The sequence below is a fragment of the Streptomyces scopuliridis genome, assembly GCF_042790125.1.
Taxonomy (GTDB): Bacteria; Actinomycetota; Actinomycetes; order Streptomycetales; family Streptomycetaceae; genus Streptomyces; species Streptomyces scopuliridis_A.
On sequence record NZ_JBHTZS010000002.1, the window covers coordinates 130,277 to 144,143 of the forward strand.

Sequence of the window (13,867 nt, forward strand, 5' to 3'; positions counted from 1 at the left end):
CGCTCACCTGGCTCTATGTGCCCGGGGACCGTCCGGAGGTGATGGCGAAGGCGCTGTCCTGCGGCGCCGACGTGGTGATCGTCGACCTGGAGGACGCGGTGGCGCCGGACCGCAAGGAGTACGCGCGCGCCGCCACCGCCGAGTTCCTGTCGTCCCCCCACGAGACCCCGGTCCATGCCGGATCGCCGATGAACGGGACCTGCCGTCGCTGGCCGGCCTCGCGGGACTCTCCGGGCTGCGCGTCCCGAAGGTCAGCCACGCCTCGGACATCCATCGCGTCGCCTCGCGGGCGCCCGATGTCGCGCTCTACGCGCTGCTCGAATCGGCGCTCGCCGTGGAACACGCCCACGCCATCGCCACTGCCCACCCGGCGGTCCATGGCATCGCCCTGGGCGAGGCGGATCTCCGCGCCGATCTGGGGGTACGGGACGACGCGGGCCTGGACTGGTCGCGCAGCCGGGCCGTGGTCGCGGCCCGCGCGGCGGGCCTGGCGCCGCCCGCCCAGTCCGTCTACCCCGACGTACGGGATCTGGACGGCCTCGCGGCGTCCTGCCGCCACGGCAGGACGCTGGGACTCGTCGGCAGGGCGGCGATCCATCCGCGCCAGCTGCCGGTCATCGAGCGGGCGTATCTGCCCACCGCCCAGGAGATCGTCGAGGCCGAGGAGATCATCGAGGCGGCGGCGGCCGACGCGGGAGCGCACGCGCTGCCGGACGGCCGCTTCGTGGACGCGGCGATCGTGGCGGCGGCCCGCAGGACACTGTCGCTGGCGAGCCGCCGGTGAGCCGGAAGGCTCAGCTGCCGTCCTCGGCCGCTCCGGACACCGGATCCTCGGCCTTCTCGGTGGTCACCGCGACCGGACCGGACTCATCCTCCGCGGATTCCCCGGCGTCGGCGTCCTTCGCCGGGACGACGGCGTCCTTGTCGGGCTCCACGATCTCCTCACGGCCGGGCCGCACCTTGCTGGAGACGACCAGATAGACCACGGCGAGGATGAAGACGATCATCGCGGTCCACAGATTGAGCCGGAGGCCCAGGATGTGGTGCGCCTCGTCGACCCGCATGTACTCGATCCAGGCGCGGCCCGCGCAGTACGCCGCGACATAGAGCGCGAAGACCCGCCCGTGTCCGAGCCTGAAGCGACGCTCGGCCCAGATGACCAGGGCGGCGACGCCGAGGCACCACAGGGACTCGTACAGGAACGTCGGGTGGTAGAGACCGGCCTCGCGGTTGGGCCCCTCGCTGATCTTCAGCGCCCACGGCAGATCGGTCGGCTTGCCGTACAGCTCCTGGTTGAACCAGTTGCCCCAGCGCCCGAAGGCCTGGGCGATGGCGAGACCGGGGGCCAGCGCGTCGGCGTACGGCGGAAGCGCGATCCCCCGGCGGCGGCAGCCGATCCAGGCGCCCACCGCGCCCAGCGCCACCGCGCCCCAGATGCCGAGGCCGCCTTCCCAGATCTTGAAGGCGTCGACCCAGTTGCGTCCCTCACCGAAGTACAGCTCGTAGTCGGTGATGACGTGGTACAGCCGGCCGCCGAGCAGACCGAACGGTACGGCCCAGACGGCGATGTCCGTGGTCGTCCCCGGCTTGCCGCCGCGAGCGACCCAACGCCGGTTGACGATCCAGAGGGCGACGAACAGCCCGACGAGAATGGCGAAGGCATAGCCGCGCAGCGGGAGCGGTCCGAGATGGAGCACTCCGGTCGACGGGCTGGGAATGTATGCAAGGTCCATGGCAGAACCGACGCTACAGTGCCGGGCGGGACCTACGGCAACCCGCCCGGCAACTTCTGCATAACGAGCTCACCCCGCGGGCGCCGAGCCGACCGGGATCGAGGAGGGCGCGGACGGCGTGGTCGTCCCCGCCTTCTTGCCCTTGTTGGCCTCCTTGACCCACTTCTTCAGGTTGTCGGGCGTGATGTTCTCGCTGCCCTTCTTCGGGAAGACCGACTCACCGTTGAGCAGCACGGTCGGCGTCCCGGAGAAGCCACCCGTCCGGAACGCCTCGGCGGACTTGTTCACCCAGTCGTCGTGCTTGCCGCCGTCCACGCACTCCCGGAAGCCGGGCGCGGACTCCAGCCCGTCGACCTTGCCCGCCAGATCCAGCAGATGGCTGTTCTTGGCGAAGGCGTCGTCCGTCTCCGCGGGCTGGTTCTGGTAGAGCACGTCGTGGTACGGGGCGAACTGTCCGGCGTCCTGCGCGCACGCCGCCGCGTTGGCCGCGCGCAGCGAGCCCGTACCGCCCATATTGCCGTCGATGATCGTGGCGAGGTGGTACTCGACCTTGAGCTCCCCCGCCTTCTCCAGCTCGTGAATGGTGCTCCGGAAGCCGTTCTCGAACTGGGCGCAGGCCGGGCAGCGGAAGTCCTCCCACACCGTGAGCGTGGACGGCGCGTCCGTCGCTCCCACGGGGATCGCCAGATCGTCCTTGCCCGTCAGCCCCGACGGCGCGCTGATCGGGCCGCCCGCGCTGTCGGCCTTGTCCTTGCCGGCGTTCGCGACGAGCACCCCGACCACCGCGACCAGGCCGAGGACCCCGACCACCGCCGCGGAGACGACCAGGGTCCGCCGGCGCTTCTCCCGCGTCCTGTCCGCCGCACGTTCCTGCTGGAGCCGCTCTCTCGCGCTCCGCTTTTCCTCACGGTTCTTCTCGCTCACGCCCACAGCAACGAACCGGGGAGGCGCCTACGCACCTCCCCGGTCCCAGGTCCACCCGTACGGGTGAGATCACCCGTCAGCGCTTGCGAACGCCCTCGGCCAGCTCACCCGCGAGCGCGCGCACCGCGGCCAGCCCCGCCACTTCGTCGGCCGCGTCCAGCATCCGCTTCACGAACGCGGACCCGACGATCACACCGTCCGCGAATCCGGCGACCTCGGCCGCCTGCTCCGCGTTGGACACCCCGAGCCCGACACAGACCGGCAGCGCGGTCGTGGCGCGCGTACGCCCCACCAGGTTCTTGGCCTCCAGACCCACCGAGGCACGCGTACCGGTGACGCCCATCAGCGACGCCGCGTACACAAAACCACTGCCCGCTGCCGTGATCTTCGCCAGCCGCTCGTCCTTGCTGCTCGGAGCCACCACGAACACGGTCGCCAGCCCGTGCTTCTCGGCGTGCTCACGCCACAGCGCGGACTCCTGTACGGGCAGATCCGGCAGAATGCACCCGGCGCCGCCCGCCTCGGCCAGCTCGGCGGTGAACCGCTCGATCCCGTACCGGTCGATCGGATTCCAGTACGTCATCACGAGCACCGGCTTACCGGTCGCCTCGTACGCCTCGCGGACCGTACGCATCACATCCGCGATCTTCACCCCGCCCCGCAGCGCGATGTCGTCGGCGGTCTGGATGACGGGCCCGTCGAGCACCGGGTCGCTGTGCGGCAGCCCCACCTCGACCACGTCCGCGCCCCCGTCGAAGACGGCCTTCACGGCCTCGATCCCGCCGTCCACGCTCGGGAACCCGGCGGGCAGATAGGCGATCAGCGCGGCGCGGTTCTCGGCCTTCGCCGCCGCCAGCGTGTCACTCAACAGCTGGATGTTCCCGCTCACTTGGTGCCCTCCCCGTCATACAGCCCGAAGTAGCGGGCGGCCGTGTCCATGTCCTTGTCGCCGCGCCCGGACAGGTTGACGATGATCAGCCCGTCCTCGCCCAGCTCCCGCCCCACCTCCAGCGCACCGGCCAGCGCGTGCGCGCTCTCGATCGCCGGGATGATGCCTTCCGTACGCGACAGCAGCAGCAGCGCCCGCATCGCGTCGTCATCGGTCACCGCCCGGTACTCCCCGCGCCCGCTGTCCTTGAGATACGCGTGCTCGGGGCCGATGCCGGGATAGTCGAGACCGGCCGAGATCGAGTACGGCTCGGTGATCTGGCCCTCCTCGTCCTGGAGGACGTACGACCGCGACCCGTGCAGGATGCCGGGCTCGCCCGCGGTCAGGGTGGCGGCGTGCTCACCCGTCCCGATCCCGTGCCCGGCCGGCTCACAGCCCACCAGCCGTACGTCCGCGTCGGGGATGAACGCGTGGAACAGACCGATCGCGTTGGAGCCGCCCCCCACACACGCCACAGCGGCATCGGGCAACCGCCCGGCCCGCTCCAGGATCTGCCGGCGCGCCTCGACGCCGATGACCCGGTGGAAGTCCCGCACCATCGCGGGGAAGGGATGCGGCCCCGCGACCGTCCCGAACAGATAGTGCGTACGGTCCACATTGGCGACCCAGTCGCGGAACGCCTCGTTGATGGCGTCCTTCAGCGTCCGGCTCCCGGACTTCACGGGCACGACCTCGGCACCGAGCATCCGCATCCGGGCCACGTTCAGAGCCTGGCGCTCGGTGTCGATCTCGCCCATGTAGATGGTGCATTCAAGCCCGAACAACGCGCAGGCGGTCGCGGTCGCGACCCCGTGCTGCCCGGCCCCGGTCTCGGCGATGACCCGGGTCTTGCCCATCCGCTTCGTCAGCAATGCCTGCCCCAGCACATTGTTGATCTTGTGGGAGCCGGTGTGGTTCAGATCTTCCCGCTTCAGGAACACCCGAGCGCCACCGGCGTGCTCGGCGAACCGCGGGACATCGGTCAGCGCGCTGGGGCGCCCGGTGTAGTGGACCAGGAGGTCTTCGAGCTCGGCGGCGAAGGCGGGGTCGCCCTTGGCCTTCTCGTACTCGACGGCGACCTCGTCGACGGCGGCGACGAGCGCCTCGGGAATGAACTTGCCGCCGAAGGCACCGAAGTACCCTTCGGCGCTGGGCACATGACCGTCAGGATCAGGAACGAAAAACTCGGACATCGACGAACGACTCCTCGGAGAGCGGCAGACGGGATTCACCGTATGCGCCAAAGCGAGGCACCCCCGGCATCCGGCAACGGACGCGAGGGGACGGGCCGCAGTGGCCGGTTTCTGGACGTAAAGCGTCGCAGCTCGCGCGAAGCGCGGTGACCACGCGGCGGAGCCGCATATGGACACTGCGCAGTCCAGGAACCGGTCACGGAGGCACGGCACCGTACGCACAACGCACAGCCACCGCACCCCGGGCACGGCACCGCACAACGCACAGCCACCGCACCCACAACGCACCCGCACACGGCGCGGCACCGCACACACATCCCGCGGACACCGCACCGCAAAGGCCACGCCTAACGCGCGGCCCCGCGCCATCGCATCCCGTTGACCTGACCGGGCTCGTCACCGATCACGTACCGCACCCGCCGTCCGTGCACCCGCCGCGCCGGCGCCCGGCAGCCACGCGGACGGCACCCGCGCGCGAGAGGCGCGTGGGTGTCCGGCGTCGCGGCTGCGGAGCGGGCGGCGGGCATGGCGGGTTCAGTCCCTCCCGTGCCGCAGCGCCGGATGCGCACCCGCCGCCACCAGATCCGCCACCGCCGACTTCGGGTCCCGCCCGGTCACCAGCGACTCACCGACGAGCACCGCGTCCGCCCCGGCGTTCGCGTACGCGATCAGGTCGTGCGGCCCGCGCACCCCCGACTCGGCGATCTTCACGATCCCGGCCGGAATCTCGGGCGCGACCCGTTCGAACGTGCTCCGGTCGACCTTCAGCGTCTTCAGATCGCGCGCGTTGACACCGATGATCTTCGCCCCGGCGTCCACGGCCCGCTCGACCTCGTCCTCGTCGTGCACCTCGACGAGCGGGGTGAGCCCGATCGACTCGGCACGCTCGATCAGCGAGACCAGGGCCGGCTGCTCCAGCGCGGAGACGATCAGCAGCGCCAGGTCGGCGCCGTACGCCCGTGCCTCCCACAGCTGGTACGAGGTGACGATGAAGTCCTTGCGCAGGACAGGGATGTCGACCTTGGCGCGTACGGCCTCCAGGTCGGCCAGCGAGCCGCCGAAGCGCCGCTGCTCGGTCAGTACGGAGATGACGGTCGCGCCGCCCGCCTCGTAGTCGGCGGCCAGGGCCGCGGGGTCGGCGATCGCGGCCAGCGCGCCCTTCGACGGGCTGGAACGCTTGACCTCGCAGATCACATGCACGCCCTCGCCGCGCAGCGCGGCGACCCCGTCCCTGGCCTGGGGCGCCTTCGCCGCGCGCTCCTTGAGTTCGTCAAGGCCCACGCGCGCCTGCCGCTCTGCGAGGTCGGCGCGTACGCCTTCGATGATCTCGTCGAGCACACTCACGCGAGCGGCCCCCTTCCGGGACTGGTTCGAATCAAGCTCGGTCGCTGATCAGATCGGCCATTGGATCAGGATCAGCCATATCGATGCTATCCGGAACTGGCCGGAGGACCCGCATCCGGTGGGCCGAGCATGACACCGCTCGGACCATCATGGCGCGAGCCACGAGCCGAAGGGCAGGTTTCTGATGACGCTGAAGGCCAGGATCACCCCGCCGAGGGCCCACCACCAGACGGGCCGCAGCGTGATCGTGACAGGGAGTGCCTTCCGGGCACGGACAGCCCACACCACCCAGAGGACGGCGAAGACCGGGTAGCCGACGGTGGCGAGGGCGTTGTCGCCGAGGGCGCCCAACCAGTCGCCGTGCGCGACGGCGTGGGCGCTGCGCAGCCCGCCGCAGCCGAAGCAGAGAATGCCGGTCAGGCCGTACAGCGGGCAGACCGGGTAGTGGCCGGTTTCGTTCGGGTCGACCAGCCCGACGTACGTGAAGGCGGCGGCCACCCCGGCGAGGGTGGCGAGCGGCGGCAGCAGCCGCCGCGCGGTCGACGGCGGCCCGGCGGAGGCCGCCGGAGGAGCCGGCTGGTCGGGCGCGGGCACAGGCAGGGCGTCATCCACCCGGTGATTGTCCCCGCTCGTACGAGAAGACGCAGCCCGGTCTGGCCGGACTGCGCCTCGGTGCGTTGCGGTATGCGCGAAAGGTCGCGGTATGCGCGAAAGTACGTGCGAAGGGGGAACGCGTCGCGCCGACCCGGTCCGTCAGACTGTCTGCGCCTGCGCCTGGCCCTTGGCCTGGGGCTCGGCCTCGGGCCGGACCTGCGTCCCGGCGGAGTTCTCGATCTGCTGCCGCACCGCCGCGGCCCTGGCCTCCGCCATCGCCGCCGACTCCTTCGGCTTGCCAAGACCCATGGCCCTCATCGCCATGCCGACGACACCACCGAGCAGGACCACGCCGACACCGCCCCAGAACCCGGGCTGGTTCGCCGCCACCATGAAGACTCCCGCGATGCAGAAGCCGATGATGGAGATGGTGACGCCGGTCCAGGCGGCCGGGGTGTGTCCGTGGCTGGTGCCCGCCATGAGTTGCTCCTCGTTGCTGTTGCGCTGGGTGAGTCGGACGCTCAACCCACATTGTCCCGCACGCGGTACCCGTACCGGCCCGTGGGGTCCACCGATGTGAGTCAGCTCTCCCCGCCGGTCTGCCCACCGGTCTCTGCGCCGGTCTCTTCGGGGTCTCTTCGCCGGTGGGTCAGCTCTCGCGCGTGGGATCCTCGCCCCGGTCCAGCGCCTTCCACAGGTCCTCGGGACGGTCGGGGTCCACCGCTGGCGCCGTACGGCCCGCGCGCCCGCGCCCGCCGGGACCGCCGCCGGACCCGCCCGCACCCGCGGACGCGCCGGGCCGCTCGTAGCGGCCGGACATCCCCGGCCAGCGCCGCCCGTACAGCAGGGCCAGCGCCCCCGCGAGCAGGATCAGCACGCCCCCGGCCGCGGTCACGTACGGCCACGCGGTATGGGTCAGGGCGTCGACGGTGGCGGCGCTGTCGCCGGTGGTCTTCGCGGCCTTCTCGTCGAGGGCCGCGCTGTCGGACGCGCCGAGGAACGCGGCGACGGCCGCGCCCGCTCCGCTCAGCGCCAGCAGCGCGGCGACGAGCACGCGCCCCGCTCCGCGTACGGCGAAGACGGCGACGAGCGCCGCGAGTCCGACGATGCCGAGCGCGGCCGGAACGCCGGTGACATCCCGGCCGTCGGCGTTCAGCGGCACGGAACCGCCGCCGACGGCCGCCGTGCCCTCGGCCCAGATCTGGCCGGAGGCGATCAGCGCGACGGCGGCGCCGGCGGCACCGAGCAGCAGCGCCGCGGCGAGAGCGCGACGGCCGCCACCGCCGCTCCTGGCGGTGGCCGCGGGTCCTGCGGTACGGGGCTGGGGTACGGGTACGGCACTCACGCACCCCACTATCCCCTACGGCTTCTCCCGCCCGTCCGCCCGGGGGTTACCCGGCGTTCAGCCGGTTCGCCGTGTGGACGGCGCGGAGCACCGCGGCGGCCTTGTTACGGCATTCCGTGTCTTCCGAGACCGGGTCGGAGTCGGCCACGACACCCGCTCCCGCCTGCACATACGCCGTCCCGTCGCGCAGCAGGGCGGTACGGATGGCGATGGCGGTGTCGGAGTCGCCGGCGAAGTCGAGATAGCCGACGCAGCCGCCGTACAGCCCCCGCCGGGTGGGCTCCAGTTCGTCGATGATCTGCATGGCGCGCGGCTTGGGGGCCCCGGAGAGGGTGCCCGCCGGGAAGCAGGCGGTCAGTACGTCGAAGGCACCGCGCCCCTCGGCGACCCGTCCGGTCACCGTCGACACGATGTGCATGACGTGCGAGTAGCGCTCGACGGACATGAAGTCGACCACCTCGACCGTACCGGGCTCGCAGACCCGGCCGAGGTCGTTGCGGCCGAGGTCCACGAGCATCAGATGCTCGGCGCGCTCCTTGGGATCGGCGAGCAGTTCGTCGGCCAGGGCCTGGTCCTCCTGCGGTGTGGCGCCGCGCGGCCGGGTGCCGGCGATGGGGTGGACCATCGCCCGGCCGTCCTCGACCTTGACCAGCGCCTCCGGGCTGGAGCCCACGACGTCGAAGCCCTCGAAGCGGAAGAGATACATGTAGGGCGACGGGTTGGTGGCCCGCAGGACCCGGTAGACATCCAGCGCGCTCGCGGTGACGGGGGTCTCGAAGCGCTGGGAGGGGACGACCTGGAAGGCCTCGCCCGCCCTGATGCGCTCCTTGATGTCCTCGACCACGGCCTGGTAGTCGGGGCCGCCCCAGAGCGCGGTGTACTCGGGCAGTTCGGAGGCGGGCAGCGCGGTGGGCGCGGACCGTACCGGCTCGGCCAGATCGGCGGCCATGGCGTCGAGCCGGGCGACGGCGTCCGCGTACGCCTCCTCCACACCGGTGTCGCGGTCGTTGTGGTTGATGGCGTTGGCGATCAGCAGGACGGTGCCGTCCCAGTGGTCCAGTACGGCGAGATCCGAGGTGAGCAGCATGGTCAGCTCGGGGATGCGCAGATCGTCACGGCCGTGCTCGCCGATCCGCTCCAGCCGCCGGACGATGTCGTAGCCGAGGTAGCCGACCATGCCGCCGGTGAACGGCGGCATGCCGGAGGAGAGGTCGCGGGGGGTGTGCAGGGCCACCACGGTGGCGCGCAGGGCCGCCAGCGGATCCCCGTCGAGGGGGACACCGACGGGCGGGGTGCCGAGCCAGTGGGTGACGCCGTCGCGTTCGGTGAGGGTGGCGGCGGACCGTACCCCGATGAAGGAGTAGCGGGACCAGGAGCGGCCGTTCTCGGCGGATTCCAGCAGGAACGTGCCGGGGCGCTCGGCGGCGAGCTTGCGGTACAGGCCGACCGGGGTGTCGCCGTCCGCGAGGAGGCGCCGGCTGACGGGGATGACGCGGCGGTCCACCGCCAGCTTGCGGAAGGTCTCAAGGTCCATGGTCGCTGACCCTACTCGTCGGACGGGAGGCGTTGGGTGCGGACGGTGGATCGTCGGCTCCGTACGGTCACCGGCGTGCGGGCACCCGCGTACGGTCACCGCCCGGACGTCAGCGGCCGAGCGGCAGTACGTCGGCGTCGAAGCAGGTGCGCGCGCCGGTGTGGCAGGCGGCGCCGACCTGGTCGACCTGGACCAGGACGGTGTCGGCGTCACAGTCCAGGGCGACGGACTTGACGTGCTGGACATGGCCCGAGGTGTCGCCCTTGACCCAGTACTCCCGCCGGCTGCGCGACCAGTAGGTGCAGCGGCCGGTGGTCAGGGTGCGGTGCAGGGCCTCGTCGTCCATCCAACCCAGCATCAGCACCTCGCCGGTGTCGTACTGCTGGGCGATGGCCGGGACGAGGCCGTCGGCGCTGCGCTTGAGCCGGTCGGCGATGGCGGGGTCGAGCCCGCCGGCCGGGCCCGCGGGTGGGGGCGTGCTGGTCATACGGCCATTGTGCCGCGCCCGCGGGGCGCGCGACCGGGACGTCCACTGGGCGGACGGGGCCGGGCCGCCGTAGGCTTGCCGGTATGTCGACCCATGCGAAGCGTGAACGACTTCTGCTCGCCGACCTGTTGGAGGCGGCGGGCCCCGATGCGCCGACGCTCTGCGAAGGCTGGCTGACCCGCGATCTCGCGGCCCATGTCGTGGTCCGCGAGCGCCGCCCCGACGCGGCGGGCGGGACGGTGCTGGCCGCCCTCAAGAACCGGCTCGACCGGGTGCAGGCGGAGTATCTCGCCAAGCCGTACGAGGAGCTGATCCAGCTGATCCGTACGGGCCCGCCGCGGATGTCCCCGTTCGGGCTCAAACAGATCGACGAGGTCGCGAACACCGTCGAGTTCTATGTCCACGCCGAGGACGTACGGCGGGCGCAGCCGGACTGGTCGCCCCGGGAGCTGGACAGCGTCTTCGCGAACACGCTGTGGTCGCGGCTGGAGAAGGGCGGCCGGATGATGGGCCGCAAGTCCCCGGTCGGCCTGGTGCTGCGCCGCCCGGACGGCCAGACGGCCGTGGCGCACCGCGGCACACCGGTGGTGACGGTCACCGGCGAGCCGGGTGAGCTGCTGCTCTTCGCGTTCGGCCGGCAGGCGGCGGCGCATGTGGAGCTGGACGGCGACAAGGACGCGATCGCCCGGCTCCAGGAAGCGCGCCTCGGTATCTAGTGCTGTGACCGGAAAGGTTCACCGGCTCGCGACGCCCGGCACGGCACCTCGCCGCGTTGTCGGACGCGCGCGAGTACGTCCAGTACGAGCGCGATCCTCCGCCTTGCGATGCACCGCACCGGACGCCGCGAGCCCCCGACAAACCTTTCCGGCCACAGCACTAGATCCTGTCCGCCTCAGGTTCTGGGCAGTTCGGCGCGGCGGAGGGCCTTGAAGCAGAGGCCGAGCACGCCCCCCGTACCGCATACGGCCGCGCTGACGACGAAGACCGGACCCGTGCCCCACAGGCCGACCGCCGCGCCGGTGACCGGATAGCAGAGCGGTGCGAGGCCGAGCGAGAAGAGTGTCGCCACGGAGGTCACCCGGCCCAGATAGGCCGGGTCGGCCGCCGTCTGGAGCAGGGCTCCGGTCAGCGCGCCGCTCAGCCCCGCCAGCAGTCCGATGAAGATGCCCGCGAGGACCGCGAGGGCGAGCGAGGGCGCGTAGGCGAGTGCGGCGACGGCGACTGCGCCGCCGCACAGGACGGCGGACTGTACGAGTCCGGCGCGCGGCATCCGTCCGCGCACGGTGAGCAGCAGGGAACTGACGCCCGCGCCGACGCCGAAGGCCGCGACGATCCATCCCATGCCGTCGGCGCCCCAGCCGCGCTCCTGGACGAGCAGGGTGAGTCCGATGTTGAGCGGGCCGACGAAGCCCAGTTCACCGACGGCGATCACCAGCATCAGCGGGGCGAGCACGCGATGGCGGCGGATGTGGCGCAGCCCGTCCCGCAGTTCGCTCCAGGCGGTGCCGGCCGCCGCGCCGTCCGCCGGGGGTTTCACCGTCCTTGTCGTCAGTCGTACGGCGAGCAGCAGCGGGAGCGACAGCGCGAACAGCGCCCCGGCGACGGCGAAGGCCATGACCGAGCCGCCGAGCGCCACCGCGAGCCCGCCGAGCGGCGCGCCGGTGACATTGGCGATACGGGCCGCGAGCCCCCGCATGCCCTGGACACGCGCCAGTTGGCCGGGCGCGGTGATCAGGGGCGGCAGGGCGCCGACGGCGGGCAGGAAGAGCGCGTCCACGGCCCCGAAGACGAGCGCGACCGTGATCAGCAGCCAGAGGGAGGGGGAGGTGAACAGCAGCGCCACCGCGATGCCCAGGATGACGACACAGCGCGCGGCGTCGCTGCCGATGACGACCCGGCGCGGCCCGAAACGGTCGGCGAGCACTCCCCCGCCGAGCATCAGCACGGCGCGCGGAACGGCACCGAGGGCGAGTACGAGACCGGCCTGCCCGGGGCTGCCGGTGCGGATCGCGGCCCAGGACAGGGCCATGTAGTAGACGCTGTCGCCGACCATGGAGGCGGTGTAGGCGGCGAGCCAGCGCAGTACGTTGCGGTCACGGTGAGCGGGTCTCTCCGGGACCGGGGCGGCGGGCGTGGGCAGGGCGGTGGCGCTCATGACGGCGCGATCCTCTCGGGGGCCGGGCAGGGCGGTGCCCTGGGCTGACGGTCCGGTCTCTGGCGCGGAACGGGAATCCGTACCTCAGGCGCGGAACGGGAATCCGTACACCTCAGGCGCGGAACGGGAATCCGTACAGGTGCAGCGCGACGTTCTTGCGCCCCTCGGTGTCCCCCGCGTCCTCGGCGGCCCGGCCGGCGGCCTCGTACTTCTTGACCAGCTGGTGCAGCTCGTCACTGAGCTCGGCCAGCTCCGAGGCGGTGAGCGGGGCCAGGTACTCATTGCTGAAGGCGGCGGAACGCCAGTCGGCGCCCAAGGCGCTCTGAGTGTCGAGATAGCCGCGGTAGAGATCGGCGCGCTGCTCGAAGGACATCCGGACCAGCGCGGCGTGGGTGGCGGCCTCCTCCGGCGCGTCGTGGAAGTCCGCGTCATGGAAGCTCAGCCCCTGCGAGGCCGGCCGCCACCATCGCTCCCGTCCGTCCTTCCCCTGCGGCTCGGCCTCCTCGATCAGTCCGTGATCGGCGAGTTTGCGCAGGTGGTAACTGACCAGTGAGACAGCCTCGTCCACCTGGTCGGCCAGCTGCGAGGCGGTGGCCGTACGCGCGATGTAGAGCGCCCGGTAGAGCTTCATGCGCAGCGGATGACCGAACGCCTTGAGCGTGCCGAGGTCCGTGATCCTGCGGGGTTCCGTGTCCGACATGCCTCCGAGGCTAGACAGGAAAGAAAAGTTGCGCAATATAAACTGCGCAATAAATCCTGCGGATCAGGACCGGTGCGGGCAGTTCCCTCGGTACTCCGCGATCGCCGGGCCCGGCTGGGGCAGCGGGCAGAGGAACTTCTCGTAGCGGGTGTCACTGTCGATGAACCGCTTCAGCCAGGAGACGCTGTACTTCGCGATGGTGGTGTTCGCGGTGTTCGGCGCGTTGTGGGTGGCTCCCTTCAGTTCCAGATACGCCTTGTCGAGCGAGCCCGGCAGCGAGGTGTAGAACGGCTCGGAGTGCGTGGCGACGGGCGCGACGGTGTCGCCGTCGGCCCCGACCACCAGGGTGGGGGTACGCACCTCGGGCCAGGTCTTGTCCAGGTTCCAGCCGGTCAGCGGGATGGCCGCCTTCAGTGAGGTGCGGGACTTGGCGGCCTCCAGCGTGCCGCCCCCGCCCATCGAGTGGCCCATGACGCCCAGCCGCGCCTTGTCGATCCGGCCGCTGACGGCCGAACGCCCCGTCAGATAGTCGAGCGCGGCGAGGAGTTGACGGCCCCGGCTCGCGGGCTGGTCGAGGACGGTGATGGTGTCGATGGTGAAGACGACGAAGCCCTGGGAGGCGAGCCGCGGCCCGAGCCAGGCGAGGCTCGACTGCGTGCCGGTGAAGCCGGGCACGATGGCCACGGCGCCGAAGGTGCCGTCCGCGGTGGACGTCGGGTAGTAGATCGTGCCGCCGCCGAATCCGCTGACGCCGACCGGGGAGACCGGCGTCTGCGAGACGGCGTACGGGCCCCGGGCGGCCTCGATGGACGCCACGGTCGGGGCCGGTCCGCGCTCGTACGGATTGTCCGCGGCCCCGGCGGGGCCGGCGGCGCGCGCGCCGGACGCGCCGGGGATCAGCGCCGCGGCCAGGGCGGCGGTCGCGAGCGC

General features: G+C 71.8%; 15 protein-coding genes and 1 pseudogene. 2 read left to right on the forward strand and 14 right to left on the reverse strand.

Going from position 1 to position 13,867, the window contains the following annotated elements; genetic code table 11:
* Window positions 1-41: 41 nt before the first annotated feature.
* Window positions 42-784: pseudogene (locus tag ACFRKB_RS02815) on the forward strand (HpcH/HpaI aldolase/citrate lyase family protein).
* Window positions 785-794: 10 nt separating this feature from the next.
* Here ACFRKB_RS02815 and lgt read toward each other — a convergent pair.
* The 11 genes from lgt to hisI all read right to left on the reverse strand — a co-directional run bounded on the left by lgt (window position 795) and on the right by hisI (window position 10,082).
* Entirely contained in the window at window positions 795-1,733 is a 939-nt protein-coding gene (gene lgt, locus ACFRKB_RS02820; protein ID WP_383102727.1) for a prolipoprotein diacylglyceryl transferase, read from the reverse strand.
* 69 nt (window positions 1,734-1,802) lie between these two features.
* Window positions 1,803-2,657: a DsbA family protein gene (locus tag ACFRKB_RS02825; RefSeq protein ID WP_383102729.1), complete on the reverse strand. Its 855-nt coding sequence runs from the start codon at window positions 2,655-2,657 to the stop codon at window positions 1,803-1,805.
* Between the two features lie 76 nt (window positions 2,658-2,733).
* Complete coding sequence (gene trpA / locus ACFRKB_RS02830; RefSeq protein ID WP_383102731.1) at window positions 2,734-3,546, reverse strand: tryptophan synthase subunit alpha; 813 nt, start codon at window positions 3,544-3,546, stop codon at window positions 2,734-2,736.
* Window positions 3,543-4,778, reverse strand: a complete 1,236-nt coding sequence (gene trpB / locus ACFRKB_RS02835; protein WP_383102733.1) for a tryptophan synthase subunit beta — start codon at window positions 4,776-4,778, stop codon at window positions 3,543-3,545. The genes trpA and trpB overlap by 4 nt, the downstream gene beginning before the upstream one ends.
* A 347-nt stretch (window positions 4,779-5,125) precedes the next feature.
* Window positions 5,126-5,305: a tryptophan biosynthesis modulator TrpM gene (trpM, locus tag ACFRKB_RS02840; protein WP_383102734.1), complete on the reverse strand. Its 180-nt coding sequence runs from the start codon at window positions 5,303-5,305 to the stop codon at window positions 5,126-5,128.
* 7 nt (window positions 5,306-5,312) lie between these two features.
* The gene (trpC, locus tag ACFRKB_RS02845) at window positions 5,313-6,122 is read right to left on the reverse strand and encodes an indole-3-glycerol phosphate synthase TrpC (RefSeq protein WP_383102736.1); all 810 of its coding nucleotides are present in this window, start codon (window positions 6,120-6,122) and stop codon (window positions 5,313-5,315) included.
* A 147-nt stretch (window positions 6,123-6,269) separates the two neighbouring features.
* The gene (locus ACFRKB_RS02850; RefSeq protein WP_383102738.1) at window positions 6,270-6,734 is read right to left on the reverse strand and encodes a DUF2752 domain-containing protein; all 465 of its coding nucleotides are present in this window, start codon (window positions 6,732-6,734) and stop codon (window positions 6,270-6,272) included.
* A gap of 141 nt (window positions 6,735-6,875) precedes the next feature.
* A complete protein-coding gene (locus ACFRKB_RS02855; protein ID WP_383103264.1) occupies window positions 6,876-7,196 on the reverse strand; it encodes an HGxxPAAW family protein in 321 nt (106 codons plus the stop codon).
* A gap of 169 nt (window positions 7,197-7,365) precedes the next feature.
* Entirely contained in the window at window positions 7,366-8,070 is a 705-nt protein-coding gene (locus ACFRKB_RS02860; protein ID WP_383102740.1) for a TIGR02234 family membrane protein, read from the reverse strand.
* 37 nt (window positions 8,071-8,107) lie between these two features.
* Window positions 8,108-9,595 (reverse strand): anthranilate synthase component I, encoded by a 1,488-nt coding sequence (locus tag ACFRKB_RS02865; RefSeq protein ID WP_383102742.1) that lies wholly within the window; start codon window positions 9,593-9,595, stop codon window positions 8,108-8,110.
* Window positions 9,596-9,704: 109 nt separating this feature from the next.
* Window positions 9,705-10,082, reverse strand: coding sequence for a phosphoribosyl-AMP cyclohydrolase (gene hisI, locus ACFRKB_RS02870; RefSeq protein ID WP_249950758.1), 378 nt, complete (start codon window positions 10,080-10,082; stop codon window positions 9,705-9,707).
* Window positions 10,083-10,165: 83 nt separating this feature from the next.
* Here hisI and ACFRKB_RS02875 point away from each other — a divergent pair, with 83 nt between their 5' ends.
* Window positions 10,166-10,798 (forward strand): TIGR03085 family metal-binding protein, encoded by a 633-nt coding sequence (locus ACFRKB_RS02875; protein ID WP_383102744.1) that lies wholly within the window; start codon window positions 10,166-10,168, stop codon window positions 10,796-10,798.
* A gap of 176 nt (window positions 10,799-10,974) precedes the next feature.
* Here ACFRKB_RS02875 and ACFRKB_RS02880 read toward each other — a convergent pair whose 3' ends face one another.
* From ACFRKB_RS02880 to bdeA, 3 genes are all read right to left on the reverse strand, one after another.
* Window positions 10,975-12,237: an MFS transporter gene (locus tag ACFRKB_RS02880; RefSeq protein ID WP_383102746.1), complete on the reverse strand. Its 1,263-nt coding sequence runs from the start codon at window positions 12,235-12,237 to the stop codon at window positions 10,975-10,977.
* Between the two features lie 112 nt (window positions 12,238-12,349).
* Window positions 12,350-12,937 (reverse strand): ArsR/SmtB family transcription factor, encoded by a 588-nt coding sequence (locus ACFRKB_RS02885; RefSeq protein WP_383102748.1) that lies wholly within the window; start codon window positions 12,935-12,937, stop codon window positions 12,350-12,352.
* Between the two features lie 63 nt (window positions 12,938-13,000).
* Window positions 13,001-13,849, reverse strand: a complete 849-nt coding sequence (gene bdeA / locus ACFRKB_RS02890) for a bis(hydroxyethyl) terephthalate hydrolase (protein ID WP_383103266.1) — start codon at window positions 13,847-13,849, stop codon at window positions 13,001-13,003.
* Between the last annotated feature and the right edge of the window lie 18 nt (window positions 13,850-13,867).

What these genes read in the sequence shown, in the direction of transcription:
- lgt (WP_383102727.1), bottom strand. Translation starts at nt 1,733, where the DNA reads ATGGACCTTGCATACATTCCCAGCCCGTCGACCGGAGTGCTCCATCTC.
- trpB (WP_383102733.1), bottom strand. Translation starts at nt 4,778, where the DNA reads ATGTCCGAGTTTTTCGTTCCTGATCCTGACGGTCATGTGCCCAGCGCC.
- trpM (WP_383102734.1), bottom strand. Translation starts at nt 5,305, where the DNA reads ATGCCCGCCGCCCGCTCCGCAGCCGCGACGCCGGACACCCACGCGCCT.
- ACFRKB_RS02855 (WP_383103264.1), bottom strand. Translation starts at nt 7,196, where the DNA reads ATGGCGGGCACCAGCCACGGACACACCCCGGCCGCCTGGACCGGCGTC.
- ACFRKB_RS02865 (WP_383102742.1), bottom strand. Translation starts at nt 9,595, where the DNA reads ATGGACCTTGAGACCTTCCGCAAGCTGGCGGTGGACCGCCGCGTCATC.
- hisI (WP_249950758.1), bottom strand. Translation starts at nt 10,082, where the DNA reads ATGACCAGCACGCCCCCACCCGCGGGCCCGGCCGGCGGGCTCGACCCC.
- ACFRKB_RS02875 (WP_383102744.1), top strand. Translation starts at nt 10,166, where the DNA reads ATGTCGACCCATGCGAAGCGTGAACGACTTCTGCTCGCCGACCTGTTG.
- ACFRKB_RS02880 (WP_383102746.1), bottom strand. Translation starts at nt 12,237, where the DNA reads ATGAGCGCCACCGCCCTGCCCACGCCCGCCGCCCCGGTCCCGGAGAGA.
- ACFRKB_RS02885 (WP_383102748.1), bottom strand. Translation starts at nt 12,937, where the DNA reads ATGTCGGACACGGAACCCCGCAGGATCACGGACCTCGGCACGCTCAAG.